Annotated in this window: 19 protein-coding genes and 7 tRNA genes; 3 read left to right on the forward strand and 23 right to left on the reverse strand. The window is 54.6% G+C overall.

The features are described 5' to 3' along the window. Window positions 1-228 precede the first annotated feature (228 nt). Together JW937_05900 and JW937_05905 are read left to right on the forward strand one after the other, a co-directional pair. Window positions 229-1,323, forward strand: coding sequence for an LptF/LptG family permease (locus JW937_05900; protein MBN1586949.1), 1,095 nt, complete (start codon window positions 229-231; stop codon window positions 1,321-1,323). Further along, on the forward strand, window positions 1,320-2,411 hold the full coding sequence (locus tag JW937_05905) for an LptF/LptG family permease (protein MBN1586950.1): 1,092 nt from the start codon (window positions 1,320-1,322) through the stop codon (window positions 2,409-2,411). Before JW937_05900 ends, JW937_05905 begins: the two co-directional genes overlap by 4 nt. On the opposite strand, the gene JW937_05910 is transcribed toward JW937_05905, so the two are convergent. The 19 genes from JW937_05910 to JW937_06000 all read right to left on the reverse strand — a co-directional run bounded on the left by JW937_05910 (window position 2,355) and on the right by JW937_06000 (window position 15,555). Continuing rightward, window positions 2,355-3,980, reverse strand: a complete 1,626-nt coding sequence (locus JW937_05910) for a glycosyltransferase family 39 protein (GenBank protein MBN1586951.1) — start codon at window positions 3,978-3,980, stop codon at window positions 2,355-2,357. The genes JW937_05905 and JW937_05910 overlap by 57 nt on opposite strands. After that, complete coding sequence (locus JW937_05915; protein ID MBN1586952.1) at window positions 3,977-4,945, reverse strand: glycosyltransferase family 2 protein; 969 nt, start codon at window positions 4,943-4,945, stop codon at window positions 3,977-3,979. Before JW937_05915 ends, JW937_05910 begins: the two co-directional genes overlap by 4 nt. A gap of 24 nt (window positions 4,946-4,969) precedes the next feature. Beyond that, window positions 4,970-5,353, reverse strand: a complete 384-nt coding sequence (locus JW937_05920; protein MBN1586953.1) for a GtrA family protein — start codon at window positions 5,351-5,353, stop codon at window positions 4,970-4,972. 140 nt (window positions 5,354-5,493) lie between these two features. Beyond that, complete coding sequence (locus JW937_05925) at window positions 5,494-6,759, reverse strand: adenosylhomocysteinase (GenBank protein ID MBN1586954.1); 1,266 nt, start codon at window positions 6,757-6,759, stop codon at window positions 5,494-5,496. A gap of 41 nt (window positions 6,760-6,800) precedes the next feature. Next, window positions 6,801-7,952, reverse strand: a complete 1,152-nt coding sequence (locus JW937_05930; GenBank protein MBN1586955.1) for a methionine adenosyltransferase — start codon at window positions 7,950-7,952, stop codon at window positions 6,801-6,803. Between the two features lie 17 nt (window positions 7,953-7,969). Next, the gene (locus JW937_05935; GenBank protein ID MBN1586956.1) at window positions 7,970-8,749 is read right to left on the reverse strand and encodes a nucleotidyltransferase family protein; all 780 of its coding nucleotides are present in this window, start codon (window positions 8,747-8,749) and stop codon (window positions 7,970-7,972) included. A 20-nt stretch (window positions 8,750-8,769) separates the two neighbouring features. Further along, on the reverse strand, window positions 8,770-9,846 hold the full coding sequence (locus tag JW937_05940; GenBank protein MBN1586957.1) for a bifunctional phosphoglucose/phosphomannose isomerase: 1,077 nt from the start codon (window positions 9,844-9,846) through the stop codon (window positions 8,770-8,772). Then, window positions 9,839-11,605: a phosphoenolpyruvate--protein phosphotransferase gene (gene ptsP, locus JW937_05945; GenBank protein ID MBN1586958.1), complete on the reverse strand. Its 1,767-nt coding sequence runs from the start codon at window positions 11,603-11,605 to the stop codon at window positions 9,839-9,841. Before ptsP ends, JW937_05940 begins: the two co-directional genes overlap by 8 nt. Before the next feature lie 12 nt (window positions 11,606-11,617). After that, a complete protein-coding gene (locus JW937_05950; protein ID MBN1586959.1) occupies window positions 11,618-11,884 on the reverse strand; it encodes an HPr family phosphocarrier protein in 267 nt (88 codons plus the stop codon). Between the two features lie 44 nt (window positions 11,885-11,928). Further along, window positions 11,929-12,399, reverse strand: coding sequence for a PTS sugar transporter subunit IIA (locus JW937_05955; protein ID MBN1586960.1), 471 nt, complete (start codon window positions 12,397-12,399; stop codon window positions 11,929-11,931). Window positions 12,400-12,481: 82 nt separating this feature from the next. Continuing rightward, window positions 12,482-12,557: transfer RNA gene (locus tag JW937_05960), tRNA-Gly, on the reverse strand. A 35-nt stretch (window positions 12,558-12,592) separates the two neighbouring features. Then, a tRNA-Leu gene (locus JW937_05965) sits at window positions 12,593-12,677 on the reverse strand. Between the two features lie 66 nt (window positions 12,678-12,743). Continuing rightward, window positions 12,744-12,817: transfer RNA gene (locus JW937_05970), tRNA-Lys, on the reverse strand. Between the two features lie 83 nt (window positions 12,818-12,900). Then, a tRNA-Arg gene (locus JW937_05975) sits at window positions 12,901-12,973 on the reverse strand. Between the two features lie 112 nt (window positions 12,974-13,085). After that, a complete protein-coding gene (locus tag JW937_05980; GenBank protein MBN1586961.1) occupies window positions 13,086-13,658 on the reverse strand; it encodes a DUF4143 domain-containing protein in 573 nt (190 codons plus the stop codon). Between the two features lie 158 nt (window positions 13,659-13,816). Beyond that, window positions 13,817-13,893: transfer RNA gene (locus JW937_05985), tRNA-His, on the reverse strand. A gap of 8 nt (window positions 13,894-13,901) precedes the next feature. Continuing rightward, on the reverse strand, window positions 13,902-15,242 hold the full coding sequence (locus JW937_05990; protein ID MBN1586962.1) for an AsmA family protein: 1,341 nt from the start codon (window positions 15,240-15,242) through the stop codon (window positions 13,902-13,904). Between the two features lie 27 nt (window positions 15,243-15,269). Then, a tRNA-Arg gene (locus JW937_05995) sits at window positions 15,270-15,343 on the reverse strand. A 134-nt stretch (window positions 15,344-15,477) separates the two neighbouring features. Beyond that, a tRNA-Pro gene (locus tag JW937_06000) sits at window positions 15,478-15,555 on the reverse strand. A 102-nt stretch (window positions 15,556-15,657) separates the two neighbouring features. On the opposite strand from JW937_06000, the gene JW937_06005 reads away from it, so the two are divergent. After that, window positions 15,658-17,916, forward strand: a complete 2,259-nt coding sequence (locus JW937_06005) for a hypothetical protein (GenBank protein ID MBN1586963.1) — start codon at window positions 15,658-15,660, stop codon at window positions 17,914-17,916. On the opposite strand, the gene JW937_06010 is transcribed toward JW937_06005, so the two are convergent. The 4 genes from JW937_06010 to queC form a co-directional block, all read right to left on the reverse strand. After that, window positions 17,885-18,490, reverse strand: coding sequence for an XTP/dITP diphosphatase (locus tag JW937_06010; GenBank protein MBN1586964.1), 606 nt, complete (start codon window positions 18,488-18,490; stop codon window positions 17,885-17,887). The two genes, JW937_06005 and JW937_06010, sit on opposite strands and share 32 nt — an antisense overlap. Then, complete coding sequence (rph, locus tag JW937_06015) at window positions 18,487-19,221, reverse strand: ribonuclease PH (GenBank protein ID MBN1586965.1); 735 nt, start codon at window positions 19,219-19,221, stop codon at window positions 18,487-18,489. Before rph ends, JW937_06010 begins: the two co-directional genes overlap by 4 nt. Window positions 19,222-19,247: 26 nt before the next feature. After that, window positions 19,248-19,946, reverse strand: coding sequence for a 7-carboxy-7-deazaguanine synthase QueE (locus JW937_06020; GenBank protein MBN1586966.1), 699 nt, complete (start codon window positions 19,944-19,946; stop codon window positions 19,248-19,250). Beyond that, window positions 19,943-20,538, reverse strand: a 596-nt coding sequence (queC, locus tag JW937_06025; protein ID MBN1586967.1) for a 7-cyano-7-deazaguanine synthase QueC, incomplete at its 5' end; no start/stop codon positions are given. The genes queC and JW937_06020, both read right to left, overlap by 4 nt.

Below are 20,538 nucleotides of genomic sequence, written 5' to 3' on the forward strand. Positions count from 1 at the left end.
CTTCCTCATATCGAGCCTCCTGGTTCCTGTTTTCTACCACCACGAGACTCTCCCTTCAACCGGCTTCATTTTTGGGGGTCGGGTCACTTGCGCCCGCCTGCTGCATCAATCCGGAGTGGAGCGGGTAGATGCCTTTGTGCTCGCCAAACGTCTTTAGGACCCCGGGCAATCCCGGATTCCCGGAGACCGATTGTGTCCGCGGAAGGAGGTGATACAATACTCGGAATCATGCGAATTCTAAGGAATTACGTACTCAAAGAGTTCCTGAGCCAATGGCTCATGACACTCTCCCTGTTTACCTTTATTCTCGTTGTGGGCAATCTCATTAAACTCGCGGACCTGCTTCTCAATAAGGGGGTGGCTCCGATTTACGTGGCCCAGCTTTTTGTCCAGCAACTTCCCTTTCTTTTGCGCTATTCCATCCCCATGTCCCTGCTCGCCGGGACTTTACTGGCATTCGGGCGGCTTGCCTCGGACAACGAGATTGTCGCCATGCGCGCCAGCGGCTTCTTGCTTTACAAGCTAGCGCTCCCCATGATTGTCGTGGGATTGATCTTCAGCCTTTTCTGTATGATCCTCAATGACCACATCATTCCCCAATCCCACTTCAGCTCGAGACGGCTCCTAAAAGAGCTGGGGCTGCGCAACCCCACTGCCATGCTCGAGCCCGGAACCTTTATCCGCTCATTCAAGGGGTATATTGTTTTTATCTCCGCAATCGAGGGAGACACTTTGCGCAACGTGCGTATCTATCAACCCCGGCCCACGGGCCCTGCGCGCACCATCATCGCGGATCGCGGGCAGTTCGTGTTATACCCGGATCAGAATCTGATCCAGCTTCAGCTTTTGGACGGAACCACGGACGAACCCAACCCGAAACAGGCAGGCCGCTTTTACAAAATGTATTTCCGGAAATCCTCCCTGACACTGGATTATTCCGACGTTGCGGCCGACAGCCGCATTGAGAAAAAGCCCAAGGACATGACCATCCGTGAGCTGCAATTGAACTCCAGGATTCTGGAATCCGAGGGCATCCCCCCCACCCCTTTAGAGATTGAGATCCACACGCGCGTGGCCTTTTCTTTTGCCAGTCTCGCCTTTGTGCTTGTGGCTCTGCCCCTTGCCCTTTGGGCCAAGCGGGGGGAGCGTTCCGTGGGCTTGGGTCTGAGCCTGCTCGTTTTGGTGCTCTATTATCTTGGTTTGGCTGGGATGAGCGCTGTGGCCATGAAGGAGATTTTCCCTGTAGCGCCCCTGATATGGGCGCCGAATATGGTTTTGGCCGGAACCGGCATCCTTTTCCTATTCAGGACGATTGAACAATGAGGCTTCTGGAGCAATATATCTTGAGGGGTTTTTTGGCTCCCTGGTTTTGGTCCACAGGGGTCTTTGTCACGCTGTATGTGGTCATTGACCTCTTTGATAACCTGGAGGACGTGCTCAAGGCTCAAGTTCCTTTCCTGATCCTCCTGGAATACTACGCTTCGCTGATCCCGTTTATTGTGGTGCAGACCATTCCCCTGGCAGTTCTTGTGGCCACCATCTATTCTCTGAGCTATCTGAACCGGAATTATGAAATCGTGGCCATGCGGGCCGGCGGCATTCCCCTCCTGAAGATCCTCCAGCCACTGCTTCTCTTTACTTTTTTTATTTCGGGAGCCGTATTGTGGATCAACGAAACCTATGTCCCCAATAATCTTCTCCATGCCCAAAGCATTCGCGAGGAATATATCGAGGCCCGTGTCGAACAGGCCGGCAAAAAGGTTCTGGAGAATGTCACCATCTACGGCTCAAACAACACCCTTTTCCATCTGGGGCAATACAATCTGGCGGAAGAGGAATTTACCCACCTAACCCTTCTGAAGCAAAATGAGGACCAGAAACCCGTGTCCAAGATTATCGCCCAAAGCGGAAACTGGGCACAGGATCACTGGGAACTAAAGCAAGTCTTTGTGTTCCAGCTGGGGCCCAGGGGCCAAGTCGTGGGCCCGCCGGAGGAATACAAAACTTATGCGCTTCGGATCGCCGAGACCCCGGCTGATTTTGCCAAAGGCGAGGCGCGCATCGAATACATGAATATCGCCGCGCTCCTGAGGCATTTGCGCACCCTCAGGGGCACCAGCCCGGCCGTGCTCAGGCGTTTGGAAGCGGAATGGAATTACCGGCTTTCACTTCCCCTGACCAGCCTGATCATGGTGATTTTGGGCGCGCCCTTTGCGTTGGGCTATGGACGGAAAGCCAGCTTGCTCACGGGTGTGGCGCTAAGCTTTGGGTTGGCGGTTATGTATTTTTCCGTGACCGCAGTGGGGATGGCACTCGGCAAAGGGGGCTTTGTGCCCGCTTGGCTGGGGCCCTGGCTAGGGCATATTCTTTTCGGGGCTTTGGGGTTGGGTTTGCTCAGGCGGGTGCGTTGAAGCAATGATAGGAAGGGCGTAAATATAGATTGTCGATCCTTGCCTGTTGGGCCCCTCTTTTACTACTTTTAAGAGTTCCGCACTCTCGTCTAATTGACTGTAAATGGAGGCACCTGGGAAGCGCCCGGGTTCTGCCTCAAAATTCTTTCGTTGGTCGCTGCTCGTAATGACAAAATCTGCGCCGTAGCTTTTTAGTGCGGCGTAATTTTGAAGCTTACCGATGCCGAATCCGTGAATACGTGTAACTTTAAACCACTTGCTAGAAAGTTGTGGCATACACCAAGCGGGTTCTGTAATGAAATGACTCCCTGCCGGGATATTTTCATATATCCACTCACAAGCCATTGTGCGCGTGTCAGGAAGGACCAGCTCTCTTTGAAAGCTCATGACGCCCTTAATAGGAGATATGGCCAGGACCAGGACACAAAAAGCTATAAGAAAAAACCGCGTCGTCATTTTGAGCCTGGATCCAACCCATTTATCGCAATCCTGCAGCACAGCCACGGCGGCAACCAAACAGATCGGCACCAAGGGCAGCCAATAACGCGCATAACTGTTCTTCCACCCACCAATTACAGAAACATGTAAGGCAGAAAATCCTAAGAGCGGGAATATTCTTTTGTTTTGCTTCATCACAAACAAAACAGTCCCAAGCAAGCCCAACAGAAGCGACGGAATCCCGACACCCATTGAAAGGTATTTCAGCCCATCCACATAGCCTGAACCCTCAGGATTTATTCCAAAATTGCCTATATCGACGACCTGCCGTCGATTCCACAGAATTGCTGAAACTGCATTCTTGAAATCTAAAATAAGAAAGGGAGAGGTCAACAAGAAGGTGAGAGGAAGTGCAGCCAAAGTCAGGATAAAATGAAGTATCGGAGGCCGTTTCCGTGACAAGAGAAAGCTTATGACCGGAGCAACTCCAAGCAAAATAGCTGTATATTTAGTAGAAGTCGCAACTCCGGCACAGACCGCACAAAACAGATAATCCCTGATTTTTCCTGTTTCATAGGCACGCATAGCAAAAATCAGAGACACGCTGATCCAAAAGGTCATAGGGATGTCCACAATCCCATAATGTGAATGCTCTACGACAATCGGCGATATTGCTGCCAAGAATCCTACTAAGTATGCCCACCCCTTATGCTTGAGAAGAATCCTAGCCATCAACCAGGATGTGATCACAATACCTGTTCCATAGAGCACCGAAGCAAGGCGGCCAATCAATACAAAGGGGTCCCGGTAGGTGTAGAACAGTTCCTTAAATTCCGCGATATTCTGAAAGAGGCCTGTCGCTAGGCCCACGACAAAGAATAGGCCGTCCAAAAGTATCAGTGTGTATAGATGAAAAGCCCCATAATAATAGTTATCGGGGCGCATTCCATTTCCCACCGTCCAAAAGGCGCTGTCGATTACCAAGACCTCATCCGCATGGTACCGATAGGGCAGGCCAAAATCCAAGTTCCAGATATTGAGAACTAGAGACAAGAGGACGAGACTGCCTACGGCCCACGCTGTGTGAGCGCGCTTGGACACAGCCATCTCGGAAGGAATACTGGAATTCATGGTTTGGGCCGCAACAGGACTTGTGGACTGTTTGGCTCAAGCCCCAAAACTTCCTGAACCAAATACAGCGGCCTTCTCTTGATCTCCTCGAACATGCGGCCCAGGTATTCGCCGATAATACCCAGGAAGGTCAGTTGGCATCCGCTGAAAAAGAGGATCGCCACCATGAGCGAGGCATAGCCCGGCACATCAATGCCGAACAGCAAGGTGCGGATGATCAGGAACCCCGCGTAAAGGAAAGCAAAAATCGCCGTGATCACCCCGACATAGGTGGAAATCTGCAAAGGAACATAACTGAATGAGGTAATGCCTTCAATGGCAAAATTCAAAAGCCGCCAGTAATTCCATTTGGTTTCGCCTGCGGCACGGGGCGCGCGCTCGTAGGGAATTCCCACCTGGTTAAAGCCCACCCAGGTGAAGACCCCTTTCATGAAGCGGTTTTCCTCCCGCAGCAAGCGCAGCGCTTGCACAGTGCGGCGGGACATCAGCCTGAAATCCCCGGTATCCTCCGGGATTTGGGTCCGGGAAAATTGGTTCATGATCCGGTAGAAAAGCCCGGCCGTCAGTTTTTTAAGGGCTGTTTCCCCTTCCCGCAGAGTCCGCGTCGCGTAAACCGTGTCATAGCCCTCCCGCCACTTGGCAAGCATCTCGGTGATGAGTTCCGGCGGATCCTGAAGGTCGGCGTCGGTCACGACCACCACCTCGCCTGAAGCAAAATCCAGGCCCGCGCTCATTGCAATCTCTTTGCCGAAATTCCGGCTTAAATCGACGAGTTTGACCCGGGCATCCTTTTGGTGCAAAGCCCGCACTTTGGCAGCGGTGCTGTCCCGGCTGCCGTCGTTGACCACGAGGATTTCATAATCCGGACTAATGGACTCCAGCACACGCGCAGTGCGCTCATAGAACTGTTCAATCACTGCCTCTTCGTTATAGGCGGCCACAACGACTGAAATGAAGACGGACATGGTTGGTTTCCCGGGGTAGGGCTGTCAGGCGCTTAGAGCGCCAAAGGTCCACAGCTTGTTGACGACAAAGGTCCACCCAAAGACCAGAACTGTGGCGAGGATTTGGGCGCTCAAGAAATGGAGCCTAAGGACTTCCAGGCCCCATCCCATGATCCCTGTGTTGAGCAGCAAGCCGCTCAGCGCCACCATAAAAAAACGGCCGCCCGCGACCTGATGAGAAAGCTTACTCCGGAACGTTACCCGGTAATTCAGATGATAATTCGCGACCCCGCCCGCCACAAAACCGCACACAGACGCCCAGAGAGGGTGCACAGACGCTAGAGTGACTAGACATAAAAATACACCATAATGCGCAGCTGTGCCAACTGCGCCGGAGGCCAGGTAGGTTAAAAGTTGTTTTTTCCACATGATTTGGGTCCTATTTCCTTTGAGCTGGGCTGGATCGGTAAACCAATAGGCTATCCAAAAGCAGTTTTGGTGCCACGAAAAAAAGGGGCAGCATCCGGTGCCGCCCCTTTTTTTTGTTTGCTGATTTTCGTTGGGTTAAGCTAAGTCCCGATCTCCCAGCTGGAAAGATACTTCTTCTGGTCTGCGGTGAGCTTATCGATCTTCACGCCCATGGACTTGAGTTTGAGCCGGGCTATTTCGTCATCAATTGAGGCCGGCACCAGATGCACGGACTTGCTCAAGGAGCCCTTTGACTTAATCAGGTACTCTGCGGAAAGGGCCTGGTTCGCAAAGCTCATGTCCATGACCGCTGCCGGGTGCCCCTCAGCCGCTGCCAGATTCACCAGCCTGCCGCTGCCCAGCACACAGATCTCCCGGCCGTCCTTGGTGGTGTACACATCAATATGCTCGCGCACCACGGACATGCTCTTGGAGATTTTCTTCAGCCCCTTGAGGTCGATCTCAATATCAAAATGGCCGGAGTTGGCCAGGATCGCGCCGTCCTTCATCTTCACAAAATGCTCTTCGCGGAGGACGTGCATGTTCCCGGTCAGCGTCACAAAGAAATCCCCGATGCCCGCAGCCTGGGACATGGGCAGCACCCGGAATCCGTCCATTGTGGCTTCCAGCGCCTTGAGGGAGTCGACTTCCGTCACCACGACCTGGGCGCCCATGCCGCGCGCGCGCATGGCCAGGCCCCGGCCGCACCAACCATAACCGGCCACCACAAAGACCGAACCCGCGATGAGCCGGTTGGTGGCGCGCATCATACCGTCAATGGTGGACTGGCCCGTGCCGTAGCGGTTGTCAAAGAAGTGCTTGGTGTTTGCGTCATTGACCGCAATCAGCGGCAAGAGCAGCTTCCCCTGCCTCTCCAGACTCTGGAGCCGGATCACGCCGGTGGTGGTCTCTTCGGTGCTGCCGAGCATGCGATTTGCCTGGTCCGGGCGTTTCGAATGAATCGTCGAAACCAAATCCGCGCCGTCGTCCATGGTCACGGTCGGCTCCGCGTCCAAAACCGAGTTGATGTGCTGGTAGTACAGATCCGAGTCTTCCCCGTGCACGGCAAAGGTGTGGATCCCAAAGTCCTTGACCAGCGAAGCCGCCACATCATCCTGGGTGCTAAGAGGATTGGAGGCGCACAGGTACACATCCGCGCCGCCCGCTTTCAAGGCAATGGCCAGATTGGCTGTCTCGGTCGTCACATGCAGGCAGGCGCCGATTGTATGCCCCTTGAAGGGTTTTTCCTTGCTGAACCGCTCCTTGATCTGCCCCAGCACAGGCATATCCTTGGCAGCCCACTCAATGCGCTCCTTCCCCTTCCTGGCCAATGCGGCATCACGAATATCACTTTTGGTATTGCTCATACGAGTCCTCTCTCTTTCAAGCGTCGCAGGCATGCACACTCCTAAAGTTTAGCGGCGGAGGCCTTAAGATCGTCCGCCTTGTCGATAAGTTCCCAACTGAATCCGTCTTCCTCCCGTCCAAAATGCCCGTAGGCCGCAGTGCGCTGGAATATGGGACGCTTGAGCTTGAGCTGTTGCATGATGCCGCGCGGCGTCAAATCAAAATGCTCGAGGACCAGCTTTTCGAGCTTTCTGTCATCGAGCTTGCCTGTGCCGTCTGTGGAGACCAGGACCGAAACAGGTTCAGCAACGCCGATGGCATAAGCCAACTGCACTTCCACCTTATCGGCCAATTTCGCGGCCACAATATTCTTGGCCACATGCCGCGCGGCATAGGCGCCGGAGCGGTCCACCTTGGTCGGATCCTTGCCCGAAAATGCTCCGCCTCCGTGGGCTCCGACACCTCCGTAGGTATCCACGATGATCTTCCGTCCGGTCAAGCCCGTGTCCCCCTGCGGGCCGCCCACTTCAAAGCGCCCTGTCGGGTTGACCAGAATCCGGGTGTTCTTGTCCATCAGTTCGGCGGGCACCACCTTCTTAATGACTTGGGCTGTCAGATCCCGTTTCAGTTCGTCCATTTTCACCCGCTTGCTGTGGTGGGCGCTGATAAGAACCGTATCCACCCGCACCGGTATGCTGCCCTTGTACTCCACTGTCACTTGGGACTTGCCGTCCGGGCGCAGATACTTCAGCGTGCCGTTGCGCCGCACCTCGGAAAGGCGCCGCACCAAACGATGCGCCAATGTAATGGGAAGCGGCATAAGTTCCGGGGTTTCGTTTGTCGCATAGCCGAACATCATGCCCTGGTCCCCGGCCCCTCCGGTATCCACACCCATGGCAATATCCGGAGACTGTTCCTGGATCGCTGTGATCACTCCGCAGCTTGCGTAATCAAAGCCGTACTCCGGCTCCACATAGCCGATATCGTGCACGGTCTTGCGCACAATCTTCGGAATTTCCACATAAGTATTGGTGGTGATCTCGCCGGCCACCAGGATCAGTCCCGTGGTCGTCATGGCCTCACAGGCAACGCGGCCATCCGGGTCTTCCGCAAGAATCGCATCCAGGACCGCATCGGAGATTTGGTCACACATCTTGTCCGGGTGGCCTTCGGTCACAGATTCAGAAGTAAAGAGGGTGTTCTTATTGGGCATTCGTTCTCTCCAAATCGTTAGGAGGCTCCGGCGATGTGTTCACCGCCGGACCCGCCTAGTTCCTTATCGGCCTTCTCATAGGACTTCAAGTCCCCTATATCAAACCAGCGTCCGCCCGACCGGTAAGCGTAAACGGGCCGCTCGTGCACCAGCCAGCTGATAAAATAACCCGGCGCATCGGGCACATTCCCGGCTTCTAAATACGTATTGACCAGGCCCACCATCTCTTTTGTGAAATAGTAGAGAGCCATTGCGACCAAAGTGGACGGAGGGTCTTCGGGTTTTTCCAGAAGCTCCAGAACCTTGGAATTCTCATCCACAGCCACAATCCCGTACTGAGAAGCCATGCTCAAGTCTCCGATATCATGCACCGCAATAGTCCCTGCGCCCTCGGGCCGGGCCATCGCCCATTCCAGAAATTCACCTGCGCCAAAATCAAAGTAGTTGTCCCCTCCGATCACAACCAGGTCCTCTTCAACACCCTCGGTGTCGATCACATATTTCATGTCCCCGATCGCACCGAGGCGGTCGTCGTTACTGGAGGTTCCGTCGTTGAGGACCTTCAGGGATTTTGCGCAGGAATAATCGCGGGCCCATTCATGAAAGTATTCATAAAACTTTTGGTTGGTGACTACATAGATCTCGTTGATTTCCGGCACCTTTTCAAGACCTTCCACGAGATAGTTGATGATGGGCTTTCCGCCAAGCGTGAGGAGGGGCTTGGGCTTATTCCGGGTCAAGGGATACAGCCGTGTTGCATATCCTGCGGCCAAAATCATGGCTTTCACTGTGTCCATCCCTTTCTGTTCGGCAGTCCTTAGGCCTGCCAGGACCCCAATTCGGACTTGAGCGAATCGATTCTGGAGACGTCCGTGGGATCCATGCCATTCAGGAGGGCTAGATAGGTGGATGCAAAATCGCCCGTATATATCAAAGAGAACATTCTAGACAATCGCTCCTGTCCTGTCGACCACACCTCAAGCACCTCGATATCGAGGGATTTCCAGAGCCGTTTGGAAATCTCAATCCGCGTGCGGATCCGGGCCCTCTCTTCTCTGTCTCTCAGCAGCACAATCGTCTGGTGCTCAGCAACCTCCGAAGGCCCCCCCCAACCCACAATGTCGTTGTGATTGATTTCCGGAAAAGTCCCGCCCATGGCCAAAACCTTGGCGTTTTCTGCGAGCTGTGTTTTCCAGCGGCTCACCACTCCGTCCGAGAGATCCGCATCCGCGTAAATAACCGGGAGACGCCCTTTTAAGGCTTCGGCGAGGATCTTGGCGCGGTTTTTCGTGTTGGCCACTTCCGGACCGAGCTGTTCATCCCTAAGCCTGCTCAGCACCTGCACCGTCTCAGCAATCTCGCCTTCGGAAGGACGCGCCCAGCCCATCTTTTCCGCGATGGCCAAAAGCCCAAAAAAGCTGTAGCCCAGGGCTGCCCGGGCAGGAAGCCCGGAGGGGAGCTTGATCATAGGCACCCCTTCTGCAGCAGCCTGATCCCCCAGACGCCCGCCTGTGGTGAGAACAACCAGGTTAGCCCCCTGCTTTTGGGCCATGGCATAGGAACTCAGGGACTCTTCGGTTTCACCGGAATAGCTCGAGACCACAACCAAGGTCTTGGACCCCACATAGGCGGGCACAAAATAGTGGCGGCTCACCTCCAGACTAACCGGGCAGCGGTCCACTAAGTAGGAGCGCAGAAGATCTCCCCCGATTGCGGAACCGCCCACTCCGGCAACCACCATGCAGGTGGAATCAGCGTAGTGTGGCGGAAAGCTCAGGCCTCCCGCCATCTGAATGCCGTGCGCGCATTGTTCGGGAAAAGCACTGAGCAGCCCCAGCATCCCGTGGGAGTCAATTGCCTGGATCTGGTCCGGATCGTCTAGAGGTCTAGGCACCTTCTTCCACCGGTTCGGGGGAGAGCTTCTTGAGTTCGGTCTGGAGGTATTCGAGGACCCCCTTGCCGGTGGGAAAGCTCAAGGCCTTTTCAGCAACGAGCTTGGCTTGTTCGTAATTAGCATTCCGGATAATTCTTTTGATTTCCGGCAGAGCGGCAGCGGAAACACTCAGCTCATCCATTCCCAACCCCAAAAGCAAAAGCGCACAAGCAGGCATAGCAGCCATTTCACCGCACATGCCCACCCAAAGATTATTTTCATGCCCGACTTTGACCACATGTTGAATCATTCGCAGAATTGCCGGATGCGTGGGCTCATAAAGGTAGGCTGTCTTTTCATTGAGCCGGTCGACCGCAAGGGCATATTGGATAAGGTCATTGGTTCCGATACTGAAGAAAGAGACTTCTTTCGCCAAAATATCGGCGGCCAAAACAGCGGACGGCACTTCAATCATTGCGCCCACTTGCAGGTGTTCATCAAAGGGGATCTCCTGGTCACGCAGTTCCTGCTTGGCCTCTTCGAGCAGTCCGTTCGCGTCCTGCAGTTCCTCCAGGCCTGAAATCATGGGATACATGATCTGTATGTTGCAGTGCACGGAAGCCCTGAGAATAGCCCTAAGCTGTATCTTGAAGATCCCCGGGTGAGCCAGGCAGAAACGAATCGCCCTCCACCCGCGGTAAGATTCCATGTCCCCCCGGTCAGGCAAAGCCAGCAAGGAAGCCAGCTTGTCGCCCCCTAAATCAATGGTTCGGATGATAACAGGCTTCGGACACAATCGCCGGGCCACTGCCTGGTAGCACTGGAGTTGCTCCTCTTCATCCGGCAGTTCTTTGCGGTTCATATACAGGAACTCAGTCCGGTACAGGCCGATTCCCTCTGCCCCGTGTTCGATGACAGAAGAGACTTCCTCGGGCAGCTCGATATTGGCGGAAAGATTGACACAGCGTCCGTCCAGGGACTCCGAGGGCAGGTCTCGCAACTGCAGCAAGCCGCGCTCCAGCTTGGCCAAACGCTTTTCTGTTTCTTTGTATTCCCTGGAGAGGGCCTCATCGGGCTCCAGATAGACCACACCTTTGTAGCCATCGACAATCACTCTGGCCCCGTCGTTGAGGCGCTCGGTCGCGTCTCCCAGCCCGACGACCGCGGGGATCTCCAAAGACTTGGCAATAATGGCCGTATGAGAAGTAGGGCCCCCGACATCTGTGGCAAAGGCAAGGACCTTGGTTTTGTCCATGACCGCGGTTTCGCTGGGAGTCAGGTCATGCGCCACAATAATTGAGGGTTCCGAGAGTTCGTTCAGATTCTGTAAGGAGTGGTGGGGAATCCCCAGGAGATGACGGAGTATACGCTTGCCGATATCGTCGATATCGGAAGCCCGCTCCTTGAGGTAAGCGTCGTCAATACGGGAAAAAGCCGAGACATACTGCTGAAGAACATCCGACAGGACATACTCGGCCGATAAACGCTCTTGTCTGATCCGGCCGACAATTTCCTCAATGAAAATTTGGTCGTCCAAAAGCAAAAGGTGCGCCTGAAAGATCTGGCTTTCTGCATCGCCGATCTCCGAGCCCACCTTATTGTAAATTTCCTGGATTTCAGTATGCGTGTTGGAAAGCGCCTGGCGGAAGCGCTCAATCTCCGGATTGAGATCGGCCTGGGCTATCTCACGCCGGTGGACAACGTAGTCTGCGCGCTTGAGGACAACGAGTTTGCCTGCAGCAATCCCTGGAGCAGCTGGTATCCCTTTGAGTAGTTCCATCCGGATTCCCCACTATCCGAGATTCTCTTCCACGATGACGATCAGCTCCTCCAACGCCTCCTCAGCGTCAATGCCCTCGACCTCGATCGTGATTTTCGCGCCCTTGCCTGCCCCCAGCATCAAGATCCCCATGATCGACTTCCCGTTCACCCTTTGGGATCCGCGCCGGACAGAAACACTCGCATCAAACTTTTTCGCCACCTTTACAAATAGTGCAGCCGGTCGCGCGTGTAAACCTTCTTCATTATGAATCACTACGGTACGCCGCAATGTGGGCATGGCTGCACTTCCAATGGCCGTCATCCACTCAAATATACCGACTCCTATTGGACCTTTTCATCCTCGGCACGGATGATTTCCACCAAGGCTTTCTGCTCCATAGACTTCTTCAGCTCTTCACGGAAGAAACGGTCCTTCAAAAGCCGGGAGATCCGCGCCAATGCTTTAAGGTGCGGGCCCGCGGAATCGTGCGGCGCAACCAGCAAGAAGAAGAGGTGAACGGGGGCGCCATCCAACGAGTCGAAGTCAACACCCAAGTTGGACTTGCCAAAGGCTGCCACAAGTGTATCCACACGGTCGCTTTTGCCGTGCGGAATACCCACGCTTTGGCCAATTCCCGTACTTCCCAAAGATTCCCGCTCCAAAAGAACGCGGGTGATTTCTGTCTTATCTGCCTCTTTGACGGATCCGGCCCTCACGAGCAACCCAACCATCTCTTCAATGACGCCCTTTTTATCAGTCGCCTTCAGATTGGGCTCAACCGCTTCCGCATCGAGAAAATCCATGATTCTCATGAAAATTCTCCTAAGTATTGATCGATGAGTGCCTTGACTGCTCTGCTTCCCTAACCAACCCTGGATTGACCCAGGTAAAACATGGAGCGGGAGAAGGGACTCGAACCCTCGACAACCACGTTGGCAACGTGGAGCTCTACCAACTGAGCTACTCCCGCTTGTAAAATCTTATACCCCGTGCCGCCGCAACCACTGGTGGGCGGAAGAGGACTCGAACCTCCACGGGTTGCCCCACTAGATCCTAAATCTAGCGCGTCTGCCAGTTCCGCCATCCGCCCTCGAGTCTCGTCCATCATCCTGAAGATTTTGCGGGTATCTAATCGAACACCGAGGGCTGGAAAAAGTACCCGCACAAGGACTTGAACCTTGAACCTTGGGATTAAGAGTCCCCTGCTCTAGCCAGTTGAGCTATGCGGGCAACGGCGATGTTATCACAGCCTACAAAAGCGTGTCAACTGCAGTGGGTTACATCAATGAGCAGGCACTGAGTTCAGCGCAAAACGCGCCCAGAGGGATTTGAACCCCCGGCACCTGGTTCCGAAGACCAGTGCTCTATCCGCTGAGCTATGGGCGCAAAATCAGAATCAGACTTTCTTCACCTCTAATTGATCATTCGTTGCCCTCACTAGGCAAGTCATTCTCTGATAATGTATCATTTTTTTCTTTTAAATTTCCAATCCATATAACTACCCAAATATGCTTTTTATCCCACCCAGTATCTCATCAAACGGCACAACGTCGACTTGCTTATGGATGGAATAACGTTGTTTCCCGGGATAAATAACAGCAATACGTTCGAGGTTTAAATCTTCCAAGGCAATCCGCATTGACGGCGTCATCGTCGGGGCATCGGCTCGTTTGATCTCAACACCATACATCCGCCCGCCTTTGTTGAACACTAAATCAATTTCCGCGCCCTGATGCGTCGCCCCAAAATAGATCCCGTGCGGTTCAACAGAGCGAATAACCTCCTCTATAACAAAACCTTCCCATGAGGCTCCGAACTTGGGATGCGCCAACAAATTATCCATAGTTGGAGGCAGCGATACACCATGTAACGGGAGGTCTCTTTCAACAAAACTCTGCGTGTATTCCCTACCGACTTCATCTAAAGAAAACCCCCCTATCGTTATGCGCTCGACCCTTCCGGCCAATGACTCAGAAGCATGTTTGATCAGATTAGCTGATGCGCTGCCAGGAATAAGAAATCTTGATGGCAATGGAACTCTATCAGCTAAAACACGCAAGAGAGGAAACAGCTCCGGTTGTCGCTGAACTTCATCATTGACGAGGGCCTAATCAATGAAACAACCCGCTATGATCAACAGCTTCCTATAATCCTTTAAAGCAAAATAAAAAGAAAACTCCCACCCGAACTGTGGCACAGAAATGCGCCGGTTCGCGTGGGAGTAACATTTGGGGTGAGAGAGGGGAATCGAACCCCCGACCCCCTGAACCACAATCAGGTGCTCTAACCAACTGAGCTACTCTCACCAAAATCACTAGTTCCGCGGCCCAAAATTCATGACCGGGCCCTTGTTTAAAATCCCTGGTTCCTCCGGCTCTTTCACCGGCTCGGGTGTTTCCTCAAATACAGGAATGGGTTCGTCCAATGATGGAGGAATTGGTTCATCCAAACCCGCAGTCTCCGGATGCGGTTCTATGCCCTGCGCCGGATCCTCGGGCAGACTGGCACTCTCTTTGGGCCTGTCCAGGAATTCTCCCAAATCCAGCGGCCCGGCAGATTCTTCCATCTTCGGTTTGGGGAAGAATGCCTCGGTGAGGGCCTCTCCTGACAGAACCTGCCGGAGTGTCATAGATTGCAGCGCTTCGGAACCTTGAGCCATGAGTGTAGAATACAAGCGCGCAATACGCAAGGCCCCAGGATCACTAAGCGGACCTTCCAGTCGTAAATCAATGGGGATACGGCCTCCGCAACGCTCCAAAAAGCCCTCTGCCTGATCCCGGGGGAGTCCCATGATTTCCGGCTCTTCCGGATCCCCCAGATCGATTTGCACGCCGGAGGCCACCATATCCGATTCAATCCACAAGTCCCCGCCCTTTGCCTGCGCATCCACAAGGGCCTCGATACTGCCGCCTTGAATCGTTCCAAATGTCTCCGGCATTAGAGGCATCAAATAAAGCAGCGAAAGCTCTTCGAGATTCAGGGTCGCCACCATCTCGCGCGCCGGCCACTCAAACCAGGCGTAACCATTGAAGCTTCCCCTGGATTCCGCCTCCGGCTCCCCCAAGCGCCCGCGGAACTCCAAATGCACCCGGTTCGACACCCGCTCCAGTTCCGTTCCCGCATGCGAGGCATTCATCCAGACTTCGGCCAAACCAATGCGCGCCTCACGGGGTCCCCGGAATTCCAACTCCACAGAGCCGTTCTCTACGGAAAGCCCTGCGCTCACGGGTTGGTCCTGCACTCCTGCAGAAATCCCCATTCCCTGAAGCAGGGCTCCGCACATGGCAAAGGCCCTGGAGCCGGTCTCCTCCCATTTTCCGTGTTCATCCCGCTGCAGTTTGAGCCAAGGGTTGCTTACTCTCAGAGTGTCAATGCTCACCTGGGGCGGATACCACGAACTCAGGCGAACGCGGGCCTCAACGGCATCGGCGCGAAACCAACTGATCCCCTCAGGGTCTTTGAACTGGATGTCCATAAAGGCAAAACCGATAGGGAAGCGCCAGCGCAGCCGTTCAATGTGCAAACCCGGGCCGATGTATTCAGAGACCACATCAGTGAGCGCGGCCTTGGCCCGCGCCAGCGCGATTACCTGGGCCAGGAGAATAAGGCCTGCAAAAAGAAGAATCGCCGCGAGCCAGCGAGCACCTGATTTCATCGAATGGGATAATCTTTCCGGAATAAGCGCGCCCGGCACGACTCGAACGTGCGACCCTCTGCTTAGAAGGCAGATGCTCTATCCACCTGAGCTACAGGCGCAAACTCTTTGGGGGGAAGCCCACTGTTTCCCCTCCAACGCCAACGACAAATCGTGTTGGCTGCTCCCCTTCCTGGTGTGTCTTCGCGACCGGCAAAGCCGGCCCGCTCCGGCACCAAACGGGGACAAGAAGCAATGGTCGGGATGGGCAGATTCGAACTGCCGGCCTCCTGCTCCCAAAGCAGGCGCTCTAACCAAACTGAGCCACACCCCGTAAACCCTCATATTTCAAGGTGAGGCATTCTATCAACCCCAAAATGGCAGTGTCAAACCGGCAGGGACTGGTTTGGCTGTATCGATCTGATAGAATACGGGCATGCGCCGGCGCAATTCTTTGTTCAGAGTCCTTTGGTGGATGTTCTACGCTTTCTTGTTTTGGGTCCTGCTTGTGGCGGGAGCCTCCGTTTACCTCAGCCGGGTCTGGCTGCCGGGACAAGGACCGCAAGAATGTTCGGAGCTCTTTTCAAATGCCCTTCACCGGCCGGTTCAGGTGGGCAGCGTAAGAATCAGCGGTCCCCTCAGCCTTGAACTCAAGGACATTCGCATTGAAGACATCGCCGATCCTGAGGACTTTCTTCCAGCCATGGAATGGTCGCGCTTCGATCTTCATGTGCTGCCCTGGGCGATTCTTTCCGGACAACCCGGCGTCAGGATAGAATCCGAGTTAGTCTCTCCGCTTGAGATCTCCCCCGTCCTGACTTTCAGTGTCAATTGGGTGACCAAGGACTGGACCGGAAGCCTTCAAGTACCGGAAATTTCGCTCCCGGCCGCGGCAAAGCTCTCCCCCACGCCCCAAGTTGAGATTCGAAAAGGCACGGCTGACGTACGCATTCAATTCCGCGGCAACCCCAACGGTCTTGAGCGGCTTACAGGCAGAATTTTGTTTTTCGATTTGGATGCTCAATTCGCTGCGGGAGAGTTTTCCGGAAGAGGTGAAAACAAATTAGACCTGCGCTTTGATGCCGGGGCCTATGACGCAGGGGCCTCTAAGATCGAGAGTTTTATCCATGAAGGTGCGTTCCTCGGAATTCCGCATGTGGGAAGCGTGCAGAATCTCAAAGGCCAGTTGGAACTCGACGGACAACAGATTAGAATCCACCGCTTGCTGGGAACGCTTTTCGGCGGTCCCGCAGAAATCAAAGGCACGCTTTCTTTAACCCCGCAGCGTCAGGTCTTCCTGGATTATCGCGCCGAACCAACCCTGGAGGATCTCCTTCCTCTTGCGTATGAATATCTGCCCCTGCTTGAGGAGTACTCGCCGCGGGGTCTCTTTAAGGTCCAGGGCCAAATGGGCGGAAGCCTGCTGCATCCTGGGGACTTGACCCTCCGGTCCCAAATTCTCTTGGAAAACCTGGAGTTGGATTTGCCTGAGCGCTTGGGCGATGAAACGATTGCTCTCGCAGGGCAAATCGATCTGGACTATCCCGGCGGAGAACTGGCATTCAAGGACCTTAAACTCAGTCAAGGCGGTCAGCTTTTCTACATTAACGGCAATGTCGCTCATCTCCGGGCCCCGGAATTCAGACTTTCAGCGGAATCCGGAGAATTTACAGCCAAAGTGGCCGGGTCCTACAAACCTCCTTTGCTTCTTTTGGATCAGGTCAGTTTGCAGCGAGGCCTCTCGCGGTTCTCCCTGAACGGAAAGATGGACCTTAGCGGCCCGCGGCATGTGCAGTTGAGCGGAGCCGGCGAGGTATTCCGGTCAGACGTGGACTACTTCCCACCGCCTGTCCCCCTCTTGCTCAATGACCTTTCCTATCAAGATGGCTGGAAGCACCAGCTGCAGTTCGCCGGCGAGCTGCACAATCCGCAGTCCTGGGCAGGGCATTATCTGATTTCAGGCAGGAAAATGACTTGGCAGGATTGGGATTTAGGAAATGTTGACATCAAAATCTTGATGGATTCGGGAATGCTCCGTGTCACTCAACTCAGCTTAAATCCTTACGGCGGCCAACTCAATGTGGTCGGCGACTGTGACTTTGTCCAAGCCGGCAAGCCTTTTCAACTCCAAGGCCGTTTGGACGGCGTGGATCTGCGCCTTTTGGCAGGGACGCACAATACCCCGAAGACTTTGGAAGGCACCGGCGGGGGAGAATTTTATTTCCGGGGGTCGCTGCCGGACCGCAAGAGCTGGACCGGAGGGGCCACGTTGCTCGCGCGCGACGGAAATTTGGGGGAACTCCCGGTCCTGGACTCCATCCAACAAGTCATCCGGCTCATCCCCCAAATGCAAAATGCCGGCGTCATTACCGGCGCCGGAGGGAACTTCGAGCTGCATCAAGAGCGCTTCTATACGCAGGATTTATTGTTGACTTCGAATCAGTTGCATATCGAGGTTCAAGGTTCAGTGGGATTGGATCAGACGCTGGACTTTGCTGTCAATCCCAAGCTTTCCCCGAACTTCCGGCAAAGATCCAACACCAATGAGACGGTGGGGCAGGTGTTGGACGTGATCACAGGTTCAGTAATGAGCCAATTCCGCGTGCGCGGAACGGTGAAGGAACCAAAGATAGACCGGAGTAAGCCGAGGATTGACCAGATGATCACTCCGCTGCTAAAACAGCTTGGGAGATAATTTCCGCCATGCGCCGGATGGCCTTGCCCCGGTGGCTTACCTTTTGTTTGTCCTCCAAAGAAACCTCTCCAAAGGTCCGGCCGAATTCAGGATAGTAAAATAGAGGATCATAACCAAATCCGCCGTCACCGCGGGGCGCTAAAGCGATGCGGCCCTCGCAGGTTTGACGCACATCTTCTTTGCCGCCTTCCGGGCTGACCAGTGCCAGGCAACACACATACCGTGCAGTGCGGCTCTCTTCGGGAACCCCTTCCAGATCCCGGAGAAGCTTTTGATTATTTGAGCCATCTGTGGCTCCGGCCCCGGAATAGCGCGCACTGTGCACGCCGGGTTCTCCGCCCAAAGCATCGACCTCCAAACCCGAATCATCGGCAAGGGCCCAACATCCCCGCCACTTGGCCGCTTCGAATGCCTTTTTATAGGCATTCTCCTCAAAAGTCTTTCCGTCCTCCATAATTTCAGGGACATCCGGATAATCCGCAAGCGAACTGATACGAATCTCAAGGCCTTGGAGCAGATCCATAATCTCCTGAACTTTGTGGCGATTCTGGGTGGCAATCAAAAGCTCTTTCACGCGATCGAATCCAGGGCTTTTCTTTGTAAGGCGATCAATTCCGCAATCCGTTCGGCGCCCACTCGCAATATTTGATCGAGTTCCTCCCGGGAAAAGGGACGTTGTTCACCGGTCCCCTGCACCTCCACCAATTGGTCACTCCCTGTCATCACTAAATTGCAGTCCACTTCGGCAGAGGAGTCTTCGGCATAGTCCAGGTCCGCAAAGATCTTTCCGCCCACGACCCCCAAGCTGACGGCAGCCACATAATCCACAAGCACCTCTTTCGGAACCTGTCCCGCCTTTTGCAAACCGCGCAAACACTGGCCTAAAGCTGCAAAACCTCCGGTGATTGCGGCACAACGTGTTCCGCCGTCTCCTTGAAGCACATCGCAGTCCACCCAGATGCATCGTTCGCCCAAAGCCTTCAGATTGACAACGGATCTCAGACTGCGGCCGATCAGTCTTTGAATTTCCACACTCCGGCCGTTGATCTTTCCCTTGGCAGCATCCCGGGGAGTGCGCTCAGTGCAGGCCCGCGGCAACATGCTGTATTCAGCCGTGATCCATCCCCGCCCGCCGCCTCTAAGCCACGGCGGTACACTGGGATCCACAGAAGCAGTGCAAAGAACTTTGGTGTCCCCCATCTCAATCTGGCAGGACCCCTCTGCATACTTGTTGACGCCGAGCACAATAGACGCAGGACGCATAGCATCATGAGCGCGCCCGCCTTGCCGTGCAATTTCACTCATCTTGGCCTCCAATGCTTTGTGGTCCATTAGCGCCATCCCACAAGCTTGTGCGTTTGCGGGACGGTCCGCACATCACTCAATTTCTCACTCGCAAAACGCTGCCAGCGTTGCAAGCTCTCTCGAGGCACCTGTTCCAGTATTGCACGGGCCGGGGTGGCCGGCTGCAGGATAAACGGTATTTGCGGCGCACTGCGCGCGCACATTTCAATGGACTGCCGCACATCTTCTTCCACCAACTGGGCGGAGACGACGAGTTTCAGACACAACAATCTCTTACCGGCAAGCCGGAGAAAGCGTTCCTGGGCTGTCTGCCAGTCCCGGTCCCCCGTAGAACTCGAAGGCTTGAGATCCATGGCAATCCAGTCCACCCATTCGATCACCCTCGCGAGGGCCTCGGGCAGAGTTCCGTTTGTTTCCAGGTAGATTGCGTAGCCGAGTGCCTTGAGTTGCGGAAGCCATTTCCGGAGGAACGGAGTATACAGCAGCGGCTCCCCGCCTGTGACGGAAACCGAGTGGATTTCATCCGGGCCGCCGAGGGCACAGACCTGAGCCGTCAGTTCCTCCGGACTTAGCTCGTCCCATGGAGCGTTCTGCATTTTGTCCATCTCATCGCAATACACGCAGGTCATGTTGCATTGCCGGAAACGGACAAAGACTTGAGGAACACCCACAAAAGCGCCCTCGCCCTGAAAGGAGCGAAAGACTTCGAGAACCGGCGCTTTCATAAGACCCCCTTGAAGGTAGGATCCGTAACCCCCGCTTCGGAAAAACCCTTGGCTCTCAGCACGCAACTGTCGCAGACTCCGCAGGGGCGCTCTTTACCTGAGTAACAGGACCAGGTCAACTCGTAGGGAACACCCCAGGCCAAGCCTTTTTGGATAATCTGCGCCTTGGTCAAATCAATCAACGGAGTTTCAATGCGAATCGCAGGTTGCACCGGATCCGGATTCTTCACGCCCGCCACTGTTCCGGTGCGGATCAAGTTCTCCCATGCCGCGTAATATCCGGGCCGGCAATCCGGATAACCCGAATAGTCCACCTGGTTTGCGCCGATGACGATTGCACCGGCCCCGATGGCCTCCGCATAGGAAAGAGCAAAAGAAAGGAAGATCGTGTTGCGCGCAGGCACATAAGTAGACGGGATCTGTGATCCCATAATTTCCGGACTTCGTCTTACAGGAATGTCGATATCCGTATCCAGAAGGCTGGATCCGCCCCAGGGCAAGCGAATCGATATCACTTCCAACGGACGGGCTGCCTGTTCTGCAATGGCCCGGGCCGCTTCCAGTTCGCGGCGATGGCGCTGCCCGTAATCAA

This window comes from Candidatus Omnitrophota bacterium (assembly GCA_016929445.1).
Classification (GTDB): domain Bacteria; phylum Omnitrophota; class Gorgyraeia; order JAFGIU01; family JAFGIU01; genus JAFGIU01.

What these genes read in the sequence shown, in the direction of transcription:
- JW937_05955 (MBN1586960.1), bottom strand. Translation starts at nt 12,399, where the DNA reads ATGAGAATCATGGATTTTCTCGATGCGGAAGCGGTTGAGCCCAATCTG.
- JW937_05990 (MBN1586962.1), bottom strand. Translation starts at nt 15,242, where the DNA reads ATGAAATCAGGTGCTCGCTGGCTCGCGGCGATTCTTCTTTTTGCAGGC.
- rph (MBN1586965.1), bottom strand. Translation starts at nt 19,221, where the DNA reads ATGAGTGAAATTGCACGGCAAGGCGGGCGCGCTCATGATGCTATGCGT.
- JW937_05935 (MBN1586956.1), bottom strand. Translation starts at nt 8,749, where the DNA reads ATGGACACAGTGAAAGCCATGATTTTGGCCGCAGGATATGCAACACGG.
- JW937_05950 (MBN1586959.1), bottom strand. Translation starts at nt 11,884, where the DNA reads ATGCCCACATTGCGGCGTACCGTAGTGATTCATAATGAAGAAGGTTTA.
- JW937_05910 (MBN1586951.1), bottom strand. Translation starts at nt 3,980, where the DNA reads ATGAATTCCAGTATTCCTTCCGAGATGGCTGTGTCCAAGCGCGCTCAC.
- JW937_05920 (MBN1586953.1), bottom strand. Translation starts at nt 5,353, where the DNA reads ATGTGGAAAAAACAACTTTTAACCTACCTGGCCTCCGGCGCAGTTGGC.
- JW937_06005 (MBN1586963.1), top strand. Translation starts at nt 15,658, where the DNA reads ATGCGCCGGCGCAATTCTTTGTTCAGAGTCCTTTGGTGGATGTTCTAC.
- JW937_05925 (MBN1586954.1), bottom strand. Translation starts at nt 6,759, where the DNA reads ATGAGCAATACCAAAAGTGATATTCGTGATGCCGCATTGGCCAGGAAG.
- ptsP (MBN1586958.1), bottom strand. Translation starts at nt 11,605, where the DNA reads ATGGAACTACTCAAAGGGATACCAGCTGCTCCAGGGATTGCTGCAGGC.
- JW937_05905 (MBN1586950.1), top strand. Translation starts at nt 1,320, where the DNA reads ATGAGGCTTCTGGAGCAATATATCTTGAGGGGTTTTTTGGCTCCCTGG.
- JW937_05900 (MBN1586949.1), top strand. Translation starts at nt 229, where the DNA reads ATGCGAATTCTAAGGAATTACGTACTCAAAGAGTTCCTGAGCCAATGG.
- JW937_05915 (MBN1586952.1), bottom strand. Translation starts at nt 4,945, where the DNA reads ATGTCCGTCTTCATTTCAGTCGTTGTGGCCGCCTATAACGAAGAGGCA.
- JW937_05930 (MBN1586955.1), bottom strand. Translation starts at nt 7,952, where the DNA reads ATGCCCAATAAGAACACCCTCTTTACTTCTGAATCTGTGACCGAAGGC.
- JW937_06020 (MBN1586966.1), bottom strand. Translation starts at nt 19,946, where the DNA reads ATGAAAGCGCCGGTTCTCGAAGTCTTTCGCTCCTTTCAGGGCGAGGGC.